Annotated in this window: 15 protein-coding genes; 11 read left to right on the top strand and 4 right to left on the bottom strand. The window is 56.6% G+C overall.

Annotation, left to right across the window (positions count from 1 at the left end; genetic code table 11):
* Positions 1-46: 46 nt before the first annotated feature.
* Complete coding sequence (gene sseA / locus NG99_RS14025) at positions 47-892, bottom strand: 3-mercaptopyruvate sulfurtransferase (RefSeq protein ID WP_034893925.1); 846 nt, start codon at positions 890-892, stop codon at positions 47-49.
* Between the two features lie 317 nt (positions 893-1,209).
* Between sseA and ndk the strand changes: the two genes are divergently transcribed.
* The 11 genes from ndk to NG99_RS13970 all read left to right on the top strand — a co-directional run bounded on the left by ndk (position 1,210) and on the right by NG99_RS13970 (position 14,117).
* Positions 1,210-1,641, top strand: a complete 432-nt coding sequence (gene ndk / locus NG99_RS14020) for a nucleoside-diphosphate kinase (RefSeq protein WP_013203396.1) — start codon at positions 1,210-1,212, stop codon at positions 1,639-1,641.
* Positions 1,642-1,813: 172 nt separating this feature from the next.
* Positions 1,814-2,983 (top strand): bifunctional tRNA (adenosine(37)-C2)-methyltransferase TrmG/ribosomal RNA large subunit methyltransferase RlmN, encoded by a 1,170-nt coding sequence (locus NG99_RS14015; RefSeq protein WP_034893919.1) that lies wholly within the window; start codon positions 1,814-1,816, stop codon positions 2,981-2,983.
* Between the two features lie 83 nt (positions 2,984-3,066).
* Positions 3,067-3,798, top strand: coding sequence for a type IV pilus biogenesis/stability protein PilW (pilW, locus tag NG99_RS14010; protein ID WP_034893916.1), 732 nt, complete (start codon positions 3,067-3,069; stop codon positions 3,796-3,798).
* Positions 3,788-4,783, top strand: a complete 996-nt coding sequence (rodZ, locus tag NG99_RS14005; RefSeq protein ID WP_034893913.1) for a cytoskeleton protein RodZ — start codon at positions 3,788-3,790, stop codon at positions 4,781-4,783. Before pilW ends, rodZ begins: the two co-directional genes overlap by 11 nt.
* Before the next feature lie 39 nt (positions 4,784-4,822).
* Positions 4,823-5,944: a flavodoxin-dependent (E)-4-hydroxy-3-methylbut-2-enyl-diphosphate synthase gene (gene ispG, locus NG99_RS14000; protein WP_034893911.1), complete on the top strand. Its 1,122-nt coding sequence runs from the start codon at positions 4,823-4,825 to the stop codon at positions 5,942-5,944.
* A gap of 95 nt (positions 5,945-6,039) precedes the next feature.
* Positions 6,040-7,314, top strand: coding sequence for a histidine--tRNA ligase (gene hisS, locus NG99_RS13995; RefSeq protein ID WP_034893908.1), 1,275 nt, complete (start codon positions 6,040-6,042; stop codon positions 7,312-7,314).
* Between the two features lie 39 nt (positions 7,315-7,353).
* Positions 7,354-7,974: a YfgM family protein gene (locus tag NG99_RS13990; protein ID WP_034893905.1), complete on the top strand. Its 621-nt coding sequence runs from the start codon at positions 7,354-7,356 to the stop codon at positions 7,972-7,974.
* A gap of 47 nt (positions 7,975-8,021) precedes the next feature.
* On the top strand, positions 8,022-9,203 hold the full coding sequence (bamB, locus tag NG99_RS13985; RefSeq protein ID WP_034893902.1) for an outer membrane protein assembly factor BamB: 1,182 nt from the start codon (positions 8,022-8,024) through the stop codon (positions 9,201-9,203).
* Between the two features lie 168 nt (positions 9,204-9,371).
* Positions 9,372-10,865 (top strand): ribosome biogenesis GTPase Der, encoded by a 1,494-nt coding sequence (der, locus tag NG99_RS13980; protein WP_034893899.1) that lies wholly within the window; start codon positions 9,372-9,374, stop codon positions 10,863-10,865.
* Between the two features lie 63 nt (positions 10,866-10,928).
* Entirely contained in the window at positions 10,929-11,153 is a 225-nt protein-coding gene (locus NG99_RS13975; RefSeq protein ID WP_034893896.1) for a zinc ribbon domain-containing protein, read from the top strand.
* 531 nt (positions 11,154-11,684) lie between these two features.
* Positions 11,685-14,117: a glucose/quinate/shikimate family membrane-bound PQQ-dependent dehydrogenase gene (locus tag NG99_RS13970; protein ID WP_034893892.1), complete on the top strand. Its 2,433-nt coding sequence runs from the start codon at positions 11,685-11,687 to the stop codon at positions 14,115-14,117.
* A gap of 83 nt (positions 14,118-14,200) precedes the next feature.
* Here the strand turns inward: NG99_RS13970 and NG99_RS13965 are convergent, their stop codons facing one another.
* The 3 genes from NG99_RS13965 to xseA all read right to left on the bottom strand — a co-directional run bounded on the left by NG99_RS13965 (position 14,201) and on the right by xseA (position 17,038).
* Positions 14,201-14,533, bottom strand: coding sequence for a protealysin inhibitor emfourin (locus tag NG99_RS13965; protein WP_034893889.1), 333 nt, complete (start codon positions 14,531-14,533; stop codon positions 14,201-14,203).
* The gene (locus tag NG99_RS13960) at positions 14,533-15,546 is read right to left on the bottom strand and encodes a M4 family metallopeptidase (protein ID WP_034893887.1); all 1,014 of its coding nucleotides are present in this window, start codon (positions 15,544-15,546) and stop codon (positions 14,533-14,535) included. Before NG99_RS13960 ends, NG99_RS13965 begins: the two co-directional genes overlap by 1 nt.
* Positions 15,547-15,658: 112 nt before the next feature.
* Positions 15,659-17,038, bottom strand: a complete 1,380-nt coding sequence (gene xseA / locus NG99_RS13955) for an exodeoxyribonuclease VII large subunit (protein ID WP_034893884.1) — start codon at positions 17,036-17,038, stop codon at positions 15,659-15,661.
* Between the last annotated feature and the right edge of the window lie 25 nt (positions 17,039-17,063).

The raw sequence follows: 17,063 nt of genomic DNA, 5'->3' as shown, positions 1-17,063 counted from the left end.
TCCGAGGGTTCTGTTCAGCGGCTGCCCCGTCTGATTTTGCTGTCGCTTAGCCAACGGCGACAGGCAGGTCATCACGGCTGCCCCATTCTCCCCAGGAACCGTCATACAACGTTACGTTTTCCACCCCCAGCGTCGTCAGCGCCAGAATCACCACCACGGCGGTCACGCCTGAGCCGCAGCTGGCGACCACCGGCTGGGCAAGGTCAACGCCCTGCTGGCTGAAAATCGCCTTCAGCGCGTCTGGAGACTTCAGCCGTCCCGCTTCCACCAGGCTATTCCAGGGAACGTTCAGACTGTTGGGGATATGACCCCGGCGCAACCCCGGCCGTGGCTCATCCACTTCGCCCGTGAAGCGGTTAGCGGCTCTGGCATCAATAATCTGCGCTCCGCCTTCATGGCTGATTAACAGCACGTCAGTCAGACGTTTCACCACCTTCGCATCGAACCGGGCTTCAAACTCCGCCTCCGGCAGCGTAACCGGGCCGCTCTCAACCTGGAAGCCGGCCTCTTCCCAACCCTTCAGCCCACCTGCCAGAATCGACACCTTAGCCACGCCAAACTCGCGCAGCATCCACCAGGCTCGCGGCGCTGAGAACAGGTTTCCCTCGTCATAAACCACCAGGTGCTTATCGCTGTTCACCCCGAGTTCGCGCATCGCCACGGCAAAGGTTTCCGCCCTTGGCAGCATATGTGGGTAGACGCTGGTGTGATCCGACAGCGCTTCGATATCGAAGAAGGGCGCGCCGGGCAGGTGCTTAGCCTGATATTCAGCCTGAATGTCCCGCACCTGTTCCTGGCCGGGCGGCAACATGCGCGCATCAAGCGTTTGCAGGTCAGAATCGGCAAGGTGTTCTGCCAGCCAGTCGGCAGTAACGAAGAAAGAGGATGTCATAGCGACCTCGCGTTGGGGCAATGAGTAGTGATGATCTCAGTGTAACGTTCTCGCACTTGTTCACAAGATGTTCCTCACTATCAGAATGATATTACGTCAGAATCTGAATGCGGCTCGCGGCTCTGGCTTGTACTCTGGGGGAATTTAGCGAATATAGGGTAAAGCCGCTAAATTATTGTGGATTTAAAGATCGGGTTATTTTATTAAATTGTTGAATATCCGATAGGCAAGGGCGGCGATGCCCCCTATAATCGGCGCCATTTTCCGGGTCGGGGAGAGCTTCCACTGGCCACATTCGACATCAAACAGGGGTCCATATGACTATCGAACGTACTTTTTCTATCGTAAAACCGAACGCGGTGGCAAAAAACGTGATTGGTGCCATCTTTAACCGTTTTGAAAGCGCTGGCTTCAAAATTGTGGGCAGCAAAATGCTGCACCTGAGCAAAGAGCAGGCAGAAGGTTTCTACGCTGAGCATCAGGGCAAACCGTTCTTCGACGGTCTGGTTGAGTTTATGACTTCTGGCCCGGTAGTGGTTTCCGTTCTGGAAGGCGAAAATGCCGTTCAGCGTCACCGCGATCTGATGGGCGCAACCAACCCAGCTAACGCGCTGGCCGGTACGCTGCGTGCTGACTACGCCGACAGCTTCACCGAGAACGCGACCCACGGTTCTGACTCTGCTGAGTCTGCTGCCCGTGAAATCGCCTATTTCTTCGGCGAAGGCGAAGTTTGCCCGCGTACTCGCTAAGATTAAGATGCAGTGAGCAGGGCGTTTACAATTTATTTCCGTAACGCACTTTAACCTGTCGCTGCACGCTTGTATTATAATGCGCCCCCGATGAGCTAGCTCATCGGGGGCGCATTACTTTACTTTCCTTCCCCCAGAGCCATAACGTGTAATAACGAGGCCAGAGAAAATTATGTCTGAACAAATTGTGACTCCGTCGTCCGCATCACCCGTCATTGCCACGCCAAAAAAAGAAAAAATCAACCTGCTCGATCTGAACCGTCAGCAAATGCGCGAATTTTTTGCCAGCCTTGGCGAAAAACCGTTCCGTGCCGATCAGGTGATGAAGTGGATGTATCACTACTGCTGTGATGATTTCGATGAGATGACGGACATCAACAAAGCCTTTCGCACCAAGCTGAAAGAGCTGGCGGAAATCCGCGCGCCTGAAGTGGCCGAAGAGCAGCGTTCCAGCGATGGCACCATCAAGTGGGCGATCGCCGTGGGCGGCCAGCAGGTTGAGACCGTGTATATCCCGGAAAAAGATCGCGCCACCCTGTGCGTCTCGTCGCAGGTTGGCTGCGCGCTGGAATGCAAATTCTGCTCCACCGCCCAGCAGGGCTTCAACCGCAACCTGCGCGTGTCTGAAATTATCGGCCAGGTGTGGCGTGCGGCGAAAATTATCGGCGCATCGAAAGTGACCGGTCAGCGCCCGATCACCAACGTAGTGATGATGGGCATGGGCGAGCCGCTGCTCAACCTCAACAACGTCGTGCCCGCGATGGAAATCATGCTTGATGACTTCGGTTTCGGCTTGTCAAAACGCCGCGTGACGCTGTCCACCTCTGGCGTGGTTCCGGCGCTGGATAAGCTTGGCGATATGATTGATGTGGCGCTGGCGATCTCCCTGCACGCGCCGAACGACACAATTCGTGACGAAATTGTTCCGATCAATAAAAAGTACAATATTGAGACGTTTTTAGCCTCGGTAAGTCGCTATATCTCGAAGTCCAACGCCAATCAGGGCCGGGTGACGATTGAGTACGTTATGCTGGACCACATTAACGACAGCACCGACAACGCCCACGAGCTGGCGGCGCTGTTGAAGAATACGCCTTGTAAAATTAACCTGATCCCGTGGAACCCCTTCCCGGCAGCGCCCTATGGTCGCAGTTCGAACAGTCGCATCGATCGCTTTTCTAAAGTGTTGATGGATTACGGTTTTACCACTATTGTGCGTAAGACGCGCGGTGATGATATTGATGCCGCCTGCGGTCAGCTGGCAGGGGAAGTGATTGACCGTACCAAGCGCACGCTGCGTAAAAAAATGGTCGGTGACGCTATTTCTGTGAAAGCGCTCTGAAAGCTGGACCTGAGCCAGAGCTAGCGCTGTCCCCCCTGATTTGAAAGGCGTAGCATTACGCTGATTTCCGATCAGGAGGCAATATGGGTAAAGGATTCCCGTTATGGCTGGCACTTCTGCTGCTTGCAGGCTGCCATTTATCACCGCAGCGTAACGAACTCGCCAACACCCGACTACAGTTAGGGTTGGACTATCTGGCGAGAGATAATCTGCCCGCCGCTCAGCGCAATTTGCAGCAGGCCGTGGCGTTGTCGCCGACAGATTATCGTACGCAGCTGGCGATGGCGCGTTACTTCCAGCGCTTAGAGGATCAGTCTGCGGCCAGGCAACATTATCAGAAGGCTCTGCTGCTGGCGGGACAAAACCGCGATGTAATCAATAATTACGGTGCGTTTCTTTGCGGTTTAGGGCAGTATGATGCGGCTCAGCAGCAGTTCAGCAAAGCCGCTAAAATAGCTGAAAACGGCGCGTTGGCCGATGCACAGGAAAATGCCGGCTACTGTTATCTCTTCGCAGGGGAGCAGCATAAGGCACGGATTGCGCTGGCTGAGGCAACACAAAACGCTAACGACAAGGGCGCAGCGCTGCTGGCAGAAGCCGAAAGGCGATTTGGAAAGCATGAGCACGAAGTATCGCGGCTCCTTTTAGATATTTATCAGCACAGCTTTGCTGCTTCGGCAGAGAGTTTGTGGTTAGAGATTCGCTTCGCCGCGCTGGCGCAGCACCCCGAAGGCATTAAGCAGGCGGGGGAGCAGCTGGCGCGAAATTTTCCACAATCGATACAGCACCAGCATTATTTAGCTAATGAATACTGAAGCCACTCAAGATAACTCAGCAGTAAATTCCACAGGCCAGCGCCTGCGTGTTGCCCGTGAACAAATGGGGCTGACTCAGCAGAACGTTGCGGAACGCCTGTGCCTGAAACTTTCCACCGTCCGCGATCTTGAAGAGGATAAGTCGCCAGCGGATCTGGCCTCAACTTTCCTGCGTGGATACATCCGTTCTTATGCCCGCCTGGTGCATGTGCCGGAAGAGGAACTGCTGCCGATGATGGCGAAGCAGGCCCCCGTTCGCGCTGCGAAAGTGGAGCCGATGCAGGGCTTCTCCTTAGGCAAACGGCGTAAAAAACGCGACGGTTGGCTGATGATCTTCACCTGGCTGGTTCTGTTTGTCGTCGTGGGGCTGACGGGAGCCTGGTGGTGGCAGAACCATAAGGCGGCACAGGACGATCTGGTTTCAATGGCGGATCAAAACTCAGGAACCGGCGGCGATAATAGCCAGTCGATTCCACTGGGCGACAGCAGCAATGACAGCACGCCGGTTGAGAATCCCCCAGCACAGTCTGCTCCTGCTGATTCCGCAGCCCAGACGCCGGCAGACAATGCCCCGGCGGCCAGCGCGCCGGGTGCTCCACAGGCGCCAGCGGCTAACGCGCAGGCACCGGCGGATAATTCACAGCCTGTTGCGGTGTCGCCTTCGCAGGCGCCGGTAGACAACGCGGCTAACAGTCAGATGCCAACCGGTTCCGCAGGCGTTACCGCGCCAGCGGCCGACCCTAACGCGCTGCTGATGAATTTTGATAAAGACTGCTGGCTGGAAGTCACCGATGCAACAGGTAAAAAACTGTTCAGCGGAATGCAGCGCAGTGGTGGTAAACTCAGTCTGGCTGGTGTAGCCCCGTATCGCCTGAAAATTGGCGCGCCGGGTGCAGTGCAAATCCAGTACCAGGGCCAACCGGTCGATCTGAGTCGTTTTATCCGTACCAACCAGGTTGCTCGCCTGTCAGTCGGTGCGCACTAACGCATCTTTCTGAATCGCGAGGAATTGTGGAGAAAGACTATGCATAACCAAGCACCCATTAACCGTCGCAAATCTACGCGCATTTACGTCGGCAAGGTGCCAGTGGGCGACGGCGCGCCAATCGCCGTTCAGTCCATGACCAACACGCGGACCACTGACGTAGCCGCAACGGTTAATCAAATCAAATCGCTTGAGCGTGTCGGTGTCGACATTGTTCGCGTATCCGTTCCAACTATGGATGCCGCAGAGGCTTTCCGCCTGATTAAGCAGCAGGTCAACGTCCCGCTGGTCGCTGATATCCATTTTGACTACCGCATTGCCCTGAAGGTCGCTGAATACGGCGTTGACTGCCTGCGTATCAACCCAGGCAACATCGGCAACGAAGAGCGTATTCGTCAGGTGGTGGACTGTGCGCGCCACTACAATATTCCGATCCGCATCGGCGTGAACGCCGGATCGCTGGAGAAGGATTTGCAGGAAAAATTCGGCGAGCCTACGCCGCAGGCGCTACTCGAATCCGCTATGCGCCATGTCGATCATCTGGATCGTCTCAACTTCGATCAGTTTAAGGTCAGCGTAAAAGCCTCCGACGTTTTCCTGGCGGTGGAGTCCTATCGTCTGTTGGCAAAGCAGATCGATCAGCCTTTGCACCTGGGGATCACCGAAGCTGGCGGCGCGCGCGCCGGATCGGTGAAGTCTGCCATTGGCCTGGGGCTGCTGCTGTCTGAAGGGATTGGCGACACCCTGCGTATTTCGCTGGCCGCCGATCCGGTTGAAGAAGTGAAGGTCGGTTTTGATATTCTGAAATCGCTGCGCATTCGCTCCCGCGGTATCAACTTTATTGCCTGTCCTACCTGCTCCCGTCAGGAGTTTGACGTGATTGGCACGGTGAATGAGCTTGAGCAGCGGCTGGAAGATATTGTCACGCCTATGGATATCTCCATTATCGGCTGCGTGGTTAATGGCCCAGGCGAAGCGCTGGTTTCGACCATGGGCGTCACCGGCAGCAACAAGAAAAGCGGTTTCTATGAGGACGGCGTGCGGTTGCGCGAGCGTCTGGACAACCACGACATGATCGATCAGCTGGAGGCCCGCATCCGCGCTAAAGCCGCAATGATGGATGAAAGCCGCCGTATTGATATTCAGCAGGTTGAAAAATAAATCGTTTTTGGGCTGGACTGAAGGCCGCGTCACCGATCGCAATCGGAGCGATGCGTAACGCTTTCTCCAGCCCCTGAGTTAAGAAGAGAAGAACAGTGGCGAAGAATATCCAGGCTATCCGCGGCATGAATGATTATCTCCCTGCGGAAACAGTAGTATGGCAACGTATTGAGCAGATCCTCAGGCAGGTGCTGGCCAGCTATGGCTATAGCGAGATCCGCCTGCCGATTGTAGAGCAGACCCCGTTATTCAAGCGCGCTATCGGTGAAGTCACCGACGTGGTTGAAAAAGAGATGTACACCTTTGAGGACCGCAACGGCGAAAGCCTGACGCTGCGCCCGGAAGGGACCGCAGGCTGCGTGCGTGCCGGTATCGAACACGGTCTGCTGTACAATCAGGAACAGCGTCTCTGGTATACCGGCCCGATGTTCCGCTACGAGCGTCCGCAGAAGGGGCGCTATCGCCAGTTCCATCAGATGGGCGTCGAAGTCTTTGGCCTGCAAGGGCCGGACGTCGATGCTGAGCTGATCATGATGACTGCCCGCTGGTGGAAAGCGTTAGGCATTGCCGAACACGTCAGCCTGGAGCTGAACTCCATTGGCTCGCTGGAAGCGCGCGCAAGCTACCGTGATGCGCTGATTGCCTTCCTTGAGCAGCATCAGGACGTGCTGGACGACGACTGCAAGCGCCGCATGTACACCAATCCTCTGCGCGTGCTGGACAGCAAGAACCCGGATATCCAGGCGTTGCTCAACTCGGCACCGGCGCTGAGTGATTATCTGGACGCCGAGTCGCGCGAGCACTTTGCGGGTCTGTGTCAGCTGCTGGAAGCGGCGGGTATCGCTTATACCGTCAATCAGCGCCTGGTGCGCGGCCTTGATTACTACAACCGTACCGTTTTTGAATGGGTCACCAGCAGCCTTGGCTCGCAGGGGACCGTCTGCGGCGGCGGGCGCTATGACGGGCTGGTCGAACAGCTCGGTGGCCGTGCGACGCCGGCCGTGGGTTTTGCCATGGGTATGGAGCGTCTGGTCCTGCTGGTTCAGGCAGTTAACCCGGATTTTGAACCGACTCGAATTGTCGATGTCTATGTTATCGCTTCGGGGCAGGGCGTACAGTCTGCCGCGATGCAGCTGGCAGAGCAGGTACGCGATGCGGACCCGACTCTGAAGCTGATGACCAACTTCGGCGGCGGTAACTTTAAAAAGCAGTTTGCCAGGGCTGACAAGTGGGGCGCACGAGTGGCGCTGATGCTTGGCGAAGACGAAGTGGCCAAAGGGCAGGTAACGATTAAAGATTTGCGCAACGGCGAGCAGCAGACGCTGGCGCAGCGTGATGCTGCAGCAACACTGGCAGCGATGTTGAAATAAGCCAAAAGCGGTATCGCGGTTTTAAAGGAGAAGTTTTGCGTGGAAATCTATAGCAACGAAAATGAACAGTTAAATGCGTTACGCGGCTTTTTTGCCCAGAACGGCAAAGCGCTGGCGATTGGCGTGATCATCGGCATTGGCGCGCTGGCCGGCTGGCGTTTCTGGAGCAACCACGAAGACGGCAGCAGCCGTGAGGCGTCGTCTGCCTATCAGCAGGTGTCCAGCGCGCTGGATGCCAGCAAGCCTGAGACGTTGGATGCGGCGGCCAAATTTGCCAGCGAAAACAGCAACACCTACGGTGCGCTGGCTTCATTGGATCTGGCTAAACGTTATGCCGATACCAACCAACTGGATAAAGCGGCCAGCCAGTTACAAAATGGCCTGAAAGACACCAGCGACGCTAACCTGCAGGCGGTGCTGAACGTACGCCTGGCGCGCGTTCAGCTGCAGCAGAAAAAGCCGGATGACGCCCTGAAGACCCTCGATCAGGTTAAAGGCGACGGCTGGACGGCGATCGTAGCGGATGTCCGTGGCGAGACCCTGCTCAGCAAGGGTGATGCGAAAGGCGCCCGCGATGCCTGGAGTAAAGGCATTGCCTCTGATGCGTCTCCGGCGCTGAAAGAGATGCTGCAGATGAAAATGAATAATTTACCCGGCTAAGTTTATCCGCGGTATAAAATTGCCTCCACAGGCTCAAGAGGGATTTCATGGAATTGCGTAAGATACTTCTGCCGGGACTGATTTCAGTCACTTTACTCAGCGGATGTTCCTGGTTCAGCGGTGAAGAAGACGTGGTTAAAATGTCGCCGCTGCCAAAAGTCGAAAATCAGTTTACCCCGGAAAAAGTCTGGAGCACTTCAGTAGGCGATGGGGTGGGCGATTACTACTCCAACCTGCACCCCGGCTGGGCAGACAGTACCGTTTATGCGGCCGACCGCCACGGCATCGTGAAAGCGCTGAATGCTGGCGATGGCAAAGAGCAGTGGAAGGTGGATCTGTCGGAAAGAACCGGCTTCTTCTCCAGCAACCGTCCGGCGCTGCTCTCTGGCGGCGTAACCGTCGACGGTGGGCACGTCTATCTGGGCAGCGAGCGCGCCCAGGTTTACGCGCTGAATACCAGTGATGGCACCATTGCCTGGCAGACTAAAGCCGCCGGTGAAGTGCTCTCCCGCCCGGTAGTCAGCGATGGCCTGGTGCTGGTTCACACCAGCAACGGTATGCTTCAGGGGCTGGATCAAACCAACGGTACGGTAAAATGGTCGGTAAACCTCGACGTTCCTGCGCTCTCTCTGCGCGGTGAATCCGCCCCTACCGCCGCCTTCGGCGCGGCTATTGTGGGCGGCGATAACGGTCGCGTCAGCGCGGTAATGATGAACCAGGGCCAGATTATCTGGCAGCAGCGTATTTCCCAGCCTAGTGGCGCAACGGAAATCGATCGCCTGTCCGACGTCGATACCACGCCCGTTGTGGTTAACGGTGTAGTATACGCGCTGGCCTACAATGGTAACCTGACGGCGATGGACCTGCGTTCTGGTCAGATCCTGTGGAAGCGTGAAATCGGCTCGGTTCACGATATGATTGTCGACGGCGGCCGTATCTACCTGGTCGATCAGGATGACCGCCTGGTGGCGCTGAATACCGAAGGCGGCGTGACGGTCTGGCGTCAGAGCGATCTGCTGCACCGTAATCTGACTTCGCCAGTGCTGTACAACGGCTATCTGGTTGTCGGTGATAGCGAAGGCTATCTGCACTGGCTTAACACCGACGACGGCCGCTTTGTCGCTCAGCAGGAAGTGGACAGTTCAGGCTTCCAGACCGAGCCAGTGGTTGCCAGCGACAAGCTGTTAATTCAGGCAAAAGGCGGCGAAGTTTACGCGTTTACCCGCTAACTTCCACCGGCCCGTTCTGCTCTGCAACGGCTCCTGATCCTTCAGGAGCCGTTTCGTTTTTCTCTGGGCGTGGTATTCTTACGCCTTCAGCCTGCGTGCGTATCAGCACTCTTTTGTTGGTCATACATGCGTATGCCAGGCGTTTAATTTTTGTCATGAGGCTTCAATATGGTACCTGTGGTCGCGCTGGTCGGGCGTCCCAATGTGGGAAAATCCACCCTGTTTAACCGTTTAACGCGCACGCGAGATGCGCTGGTGGCGGATTTTCCTGGGCTTACGCGCGATCGCAAATACGGTCGTGCTGAGGTCGAAGGGCAGGAGTTTATCTGTATCGATACCGGCGGTATCGATGGCAACGAAGAGGGCGTGGAAACGCGCATGGCCGCACAGTCCCTGCTGGCGATTGAAGAAGCTGACGTGGTGCTGTTTATGGTCGATGCCCGCGCCGGTCTGATGCCAGCCGATAAGGCCATTGCCCAGCACTTACGCTCGCGTGAGAAACCTACCTTCCTGGTGGCCAATAAAACCGACGGTCTGGACCCTGATTCCGCCGTGGTCGATTTTTACTCCTTAGGATTGGGCGACATCCATGCTATCGCCGCTTCCCACGGGCGCGGCGTCTCCAGCCTGCTGGAAACCGTGCTGCTGCCGTGGATGGACGAAGTGGTTGAGGCGGAGCCGCTGACCGAGGAGCAGGCTAATGCGGCCTATTGGGCCGAGCTGGAAGCGGAAGAGAAGAGCGAGGCTGAAGCGGCGGAAGCTGAAGACGACTTCAACCCGCTGGACCTGCCGATTAAGCTGGCGATTGTGGGCCGTCCCAACGTCGGTAAATCAACGCTGACTAACCGTATTCTTGGTGAAGATCGCGTGGTGGTGTTCGACGCCCCCGGAACGACCCGTGACAGTATCTATATCCCGATGGAGCGCGACGGCCGCGAATACATCCTGATTGATACCGCTGGCGTGCGTAAGCGTGGCAAAGTCACCGAAACCGTTGAAAAATTCTCGGTGATCAAAACGCTACAGGCCATTGAAGACGCTAACGTAGTGATGCTGGTGATTGATGCCCGCGAGGGGATCTCCGATCAGGATCTGTCGCTGCTGGGCTTTATCCTCAACAGCGGGCGTTCGCTGGTTATCGTGGTGAACAAGTGGGACGGTCTGTCGCAGGAAGTGCGCGATGAAGTGAAAGAGACGCTGGACTTCCGTCTGGGCTTTATTGACTTCGCCCGCATCCACTTCATTTCCGCCCTGCACGGTAGCGGCGTCGGCAACCTGTTTGAATCGGTCACCGAAGCCTATGACTGCTCCACCCGTCGCGTGAGCACCTCAATGCTGACGCGCATCATGAATATGGCCGCCGATGATCATCAGCCACCGCTGGTGCGGGGCCGCCGCGTGAAGCTAAAATATGCGCATGCCGGTGGCTATAACCCGCCGATTGTGGTGATCCACGGTAATCAGGTGAAAGATCTGGCGGACTCCTACAAGCGCTACCTGATGAACTACTTCCGCCGCTCGCTGGAGGTGATGGGTACGCCTATCCGCATTCAGTTCAAGGAAGGCGACAACCCTTATGAAGGCAAGCGTAACCTGTTGACGCCGAATCAGCAGCGTAAGCGCCAGCGTTTGATGAGTCACTTAAAGAAAAACAAACGTTGATCGACAAGGGGGCCTGATGGCCCCCTTTGTTTTATACTGGCTCAGTGAAATAAGGAGAATGAAATGCGCCAACGTTGCCCGCAATGCCAGCAGGAGCTCATCGCCGACGAGGCGAACCTCTATTGCCCCCACTGTGAACCGAGCGTTGCCAGACAGGCTATCTGCCCCGACTGCAAACAGCCGCTACAGGTTCTTAAAGCCTGCGGTGCCGTTGACTACTTTTGCCAGCATGGTCACGGGTTGATTTCCAAAAAACGCGTTGAATTTTCCCCACTGGCACACTCTTAATGAATAAGGCGGATCGGACCACTTTCGCTATCCGTTTAATTCCTGTCGTGCTAAAAAACAGTTGCCCACGGCTACTCACTGTTATTTCAATTTATTCTTCTCCCGGCCGCTGAACCGATAACAAATCCCTCCGTACCTGATTCCACAAATAACGTCGTCCCGACGACCTTCCGGCGTTAATTATAATAAATAATTGGCACGCGAAACTGTTCACAGCCGTTTTTATCGGTGGCTCGCGTCGGCTAAAAAAACGCTGAAAAGTGTGATGTTTGTTAAGTTTGTGTTTATTGCTTTACGAACCATGTGGTACAATTTTTGCCGTCAGCCGATCGCCCCGATCGCCGCACAGGTGCGGCAGCTAAGGTTTTGGCTTACAGAGGACGGGAATCGCCCGTAACAAATTGTTAATGAATTTAGCGACTGAAGAATAATGTTCATTTCCCTCCGTTACCTGCCAACCTTCGCGTTACTGGTACAGAATCAGAATGAAGATTGTGCTAAAGCCCTATTTTGTTCAGGAGTATTTTTACCATGTCTCAAATGAGTGCCCGGCCGTCAAAATGGCTGAGCTTGTGGTGCATTGTGCTGGGGCTGGTGTTACTGGCGACCGGCCTTTTCTTTGTGATTGGTGGTGGGAAACTGGTTTCACTGGGCGGCAGCTGGTATTTCGTTATTGCCGGCATATTTACCGTTGTTTCTGCTATTCAATTCTTCCGTCTTAAATCCTCAGCGGTAATTATTTTTGCGCTGGTGTTTATTGGCTCGGTTATCTGGGCTTTGCAGGACGCCGGTATCGACTTCTGGCCGCTGGTATCTCGCCTGATGACGCTGGCCGGACTGCTGCTGCTGGCAATCGTTACCCTGCCTGCGCTGCGCAAGCGTGAAGGCAAGCCCTCCGCAGCTAAACCCGCCGGGGCGATTGCGGTGGTACTGGTCATTGGCCTGGTTGCCACGCTGGTCCAGATGTTCGTGCCGCATCCTGGCGTGGATAATGGTCAGGAGCTGCCGCTGGTGCCGGTGGCTAAAGATCAGCAGCAGAAAAACTGGGAAAATTACGGCAATACGCCGGGAGGCAGCCGCTTTGTGGCACTCGATCAGATCACCCGCGATAACGTGAAGGATCTGAAAGTGGCCTGGACCTTCCACACCGGTGACACTCCGCTCAGCCCGGACGGTAACGGCGCGGAAGATCAACAAACTCCGCTACAGGTAGGCAACACCGTTTTCCTCTGTACGCCGCACAACAACGTGATTGCCGTCGCGGCTGACACCGGCAAGCAGATCTGGAAAGCGGATATCAATGCGAAATCCTCCGTCTGGATGCGCTGCCGTGGCCTGGCTTATTTCGACGCTACCCAACCGCTGACGCAGCCTGGCGTTCCGGGTTCCAATCCTCCTGCGGCCATCGATCTGCCAGCCGGCGCGGCCTGCCAGCGTCGTATTCTGATGAACACCATCGACGATCGCCTGATTGCACTGGATGCGGATAACGGCAAGTTCTGTGCCGATTTTGGTAAAAACGGCAGCGTTGACCTGCGCGAAGGCATGGGCGAGGCAAAAGATCCGAGCTATGTCCTGACTTCAGCCCCTACGCTGGCGGGAAGCACCGTCGTGGTGGGCGGGCGCGTAGCCGATAACGTCAGCACCGATATGCCTGGCGGCGTAATGCGCGGCTTTGACGTGATCACCGGTAAAATGCGCTGGGCATTCGACCCTGGCAAAGACGATCCGAATGCGATCCTGATGCCGGGTGAGAGCTTCACGCGCAGTACGCCTAACTCCTGGGCGCCAATGTCCTACGATGCCAACATGAATACGGTCTTCATCCCAATGGGCAGTTCATCTGTCGATCTGTGGGGCGTTAACCGTACCAAACTGGATCACAAATACGGCGCATCCGTACTGGCTGTTGATGCCACCACGGGTAAAGAGAAGTGGGTCTACCAGACCGTGCATAACGATCTGTGGGACTTCGATCTGCCAATGCAGCCAAGCCTGATTGACTTCCCGATGAAGGATGGCAGCAAGAAGCCAGCGGTAGTGATTGGCACCAAGTCGGGTCAGATTTACGTGCTGGATCGTGAGACCGGCAAGCCGCTGACTAAAGTGGAAGAGCAGCCGGTTCCAACTTCGAACATCCCGAACGAGCAGTATTCCAAAACGCAACCGCGTTCGGTGGGGATGCCGCAGATTGGCAATGAAACGCTACATGAGTCTGATATGTGGGGCGCTACGCCGTTCGATCAGCTGGCCTGCCGCATCAGCTTTAAGTCAATGCGTTATAACGGGCTTTACACCCCGCCGGGCACTGACAAGTCGCTCAGCTTCCCTGGCTCTCTGGGCGGGATGAACTGGGGGAGTATTTCGACCGATCCAAACCACAACTACCTCTTCGTCAATGATATGCGCCTTGGCCTCTGGCAGCAGATGGTTGCGGCGGCACCGGCCAAAGACGGTGCGGTAAACAGCGGTGGTGAAGCGGTAAATACCGGTATGGGTCTGGTGCCAATGAAAGGCACGCCGTATGCGGTGAATAAAAACCGCTTTATGTCGCCGCTGGGCATTCCTTGCCAGAAGCCGCCTTTCGGTACGCTGTCGGCGATTGACCTGAACACGCAGAAAATTGTCTGGCAGGTGCCAGTTGGCACCGTGCAGGATACCGGTCCGTTCGGTATTAAAATGCATGCGCAAATGCCGGTTGGGATGCCAACGCTGGGCGGCACGCTCGCCACTCAGGGCGGACTGGTGTTCATTGCCGGAACGCAGGACTACTACCTGCGCGCCTTCGATACCGCAACCGGTAAAGAAGTGTGGAAAGCACGTCTGCCGGTGGGCAGCCAGGGTGGCCCAATCAGCTACGTCTCCCCGGAGAACGGCAAGCAGTACATCCTGATCTCAGCGGGCGGCGCGCGTCAGTCTCCAGATCGTGGTGACTACGTGATTGCTTTCTCACTGGATAAGTAAGCCGACGGCCTCTTTGCTGAACGTCTGAAAAAACTCAGCCCCTTCAGTAATGAAGGGGCTTTTTTACGGCCTGGCGAAAGTGGCTACTGCCCCTCCTGCCAGAGTTGAACCAGCGCCGGAGGGGCCTGATCCTCGGGAACCAGCAGTACGATATTGCCAACCTGCTGTGCGGTGGCGTAGCTGATTTCGATACGAAAATAACGCCGATCGCCATATCCGGCGCGGCTTTGTTCTCCCGGCGGTTCGCCCAGCGGCATCGCCTGACGCAGTACCTCGCAGACGTGTTTACGTTGAGGATCGCTGAGCTGGGCCAGCGTAATTCGCCTTGGGCCGGAAAGCTTCGGTATCCAGGCAAAACCTCCTTCACGCGCCACGTCGATCACCGCATCGTTGCTCAATTCCGGTAACGTGTTCATCACAGCACGCCGACCTGTTTCCAGCCATCCTCAATCGCCTGACCAACCGCTTTGTTAAAGCGTTTCTGACCGTGCTGGATGGTAAACCCGGCAAACGTTTTAAAATCGGCATTCTGCGGCAGCGTTTTGTCGCAGACGGTGTCGTACCAGGCGTAGCCAGCCTGCTCCCACGCGTAGCCACCCAGCGCTTTTGCCGCCAGACAGAATGCCCGGTTTGCAATGCCCGAGTTAAGATGAACGCCGCCGTTGTCATCGCGGGTCTGGATATAGCCCTGCATGTCGGCGGGCTGAGGATCTTTACCCAGCAGCGGATCGTCATAGGCCGTGCCCGGCTCCGACATCGACCGCAGGCCCTTGCCGTTAATGCCTTTCGCCAGCAGGCCCTCGCCAATAATCCAGTCGGCCCGATCGGCGGTTTGCTTAAGCTGAAACTGTTTTACCAGCGAGCCGAACACGTCGGACAGCGATTCGTTCAGCGCGCCAGCCTGCTCAAAATAAATCAAACCGGCTTCGGTTTCCGTAACGCCGTGCGCCAACTCATGGCCCACCACGTCCAGCGCGATGGTAAAGCGATTAAAAATTTCGCCGTCGCCATCGCCGAACACCATTTGCTGACCGTTCCAGAAGGCATTCTGGTAGTTCTTGCCGTAATGCACCGAGCCCTTCAGCGTCAGGCCATGGTTATCAAGAGAGTTGCGCTGGTAAGCCTGCCAGAAAAAATCCCAGGTCACGCCGAGATAATCATAAGCCTCGTTCGAGGCAATATCCTGCCCCGCAGGCTGGCCTTCGCTGCGCATCAGCGTGCCGGGAAGCGTCTGCGTTTGCTCCGCATCGTAAATTTCCCGCTGGACCTCTTCCGGAGGCGCGGCCTTGGCGCCTTCCGGTTTGACCCAGCTTTCCGCCATCAGCGTCTGAACATGGGTCAGCGTGTTTCGCGCGCAGTTTTGCTGCTGCCCGGAGCCGTTATCGATAATTTTGCGCAACATGTAGGGGGGAATGACGCCATAGTGCATACCTTGCTCCCTAATCGACCGGTGAGTATCAAAGAAGTATAGTCGCCACGGGCAGATATTGTGGGGGAGAGGGCGCCACGTTACGCCGTCCGCGTCACAGACGGCGGAGGGATCAGCAGGTCGGGTCTTTAGGCTTGCGTGGTTTTGGATTTGGGGTGATAGCGGTTACTTCACTCTCGACCCAACCGTCGTCCAGCCGCGTTTTCAGCCTGTCGCCCTGATGCAGCTGGCGGGTTTTTTTCACTACTTTGCCGTCTGCCGCGGTGGTGACGCTGAAACCGCGCGCCAGCGTCGCCAGCGGGCTGACGCCTTCAAGCTGCGCGGTAAGCGTTGAGAACCGGTGTTTGCCGCCGTTGAGCTGGAGCTGCATCGCCTGCTGCAGGCGATACTGCCACTGCTGTAAATGCTGCTGCGCACGATGGATTCGCCCCTGCGGCTGAAACGCGTTCAGACGCTGCCCGGCGCGTTCCTGCTGATGGGAAGCCTGGCGTAATGTTAACTGCATTGCGTCGTCCAGACGACGCTGCAGACGCATTAACGAGGTCTGCTGGCGGGCGAGTCGCAGCTGCGGGTGCTGCTGCTCCAGGCGATGCTGCAAACGGGTATAGCTACGGTTTTTTTGCGCGAGGAAGTAATCCATCGCCATTTCCAGCCTGGTCTGCTGAGACTGGAGCTGGCGCAGCAGCTCAACCTGATTCCTGCTGACCAGCTCCGCCGCCGCAGAAGGCGTTGGCGCGCGCAGGTCGGCGACAAAATCGGCGATGGTCACGTCCGTCTCGTGACCCACGGCGCTGACGATGGGAATGCTGCTGGCGTAAATAGCGCGCGCGACGCGCTCGTCGTTGAAGCTCCACAGATCCTCCAGCGAGCCGCCGCCTCTGCCCACAATCAGCACGTCGCACTCTCCCCGGACGTTCGCCAGCTCAATCGCGCGGACGATACTGGCCGGTGCATCGACGCCCTGAACCGGCGTGGGGTAGATGACCACCGGCAGGGAAGGGTCGCGGCGGTGAAGCACTCTGAGCACGTCGTGCAGCGCCGCGCCGGTTGCGGAGGTAATGACACCCACCTGACGCGCCGGGTCCGGCAGGGGCTGCTTATGGCTCTGGTCAAACAGCCCTTCGCTCATCAGTTGCTGCTTCAGCAGTTCAAACTGCTGCTGGAGCAGGCCTTCACCGGCTGGCAGGATACTTTCGGCAATCAGCTGATAATCACCGCGAGGTTCGTACAGCGTGATCGTCGCTCTGACTAAAATCTGCTGCCCGTTTTGCGGGCGGAAAGTCACCCGCCGGTTGCTGTTGCGGAACATTGCGCAGCGAACCTGGGCCCCGTCGTCTTTCAGGGTGAAATACCAGTGACCGGAAGCGGGCTGAGAGAAGTTCGACATCTCAGCGCTCAGCCAGACCTGGCCCATTTCCATCTCCAGCAGCTTGCGCACTGTGCTGTTGAGACGGCTGACGGTAAAAATATTGGCGGATGGCGGTAGCGACATGTGATGAAGATCAAACTTTAAATCA

Origin of the sequence: Erwinia typographi, from assembly GCF_000773975.1 — a bacterium.
Lineage (GTDB): Bacteria > Pseudomonadota > Gammaproteobacteria > Enterobacterales > Enterobacteriaceae > Erwinia > Erwinia typographi.
The sequence above is the reverse complement of the archived record's forward strand: the minus strand, read 5'-3'. Positions and strand labels throughout refer to the sequence as shown.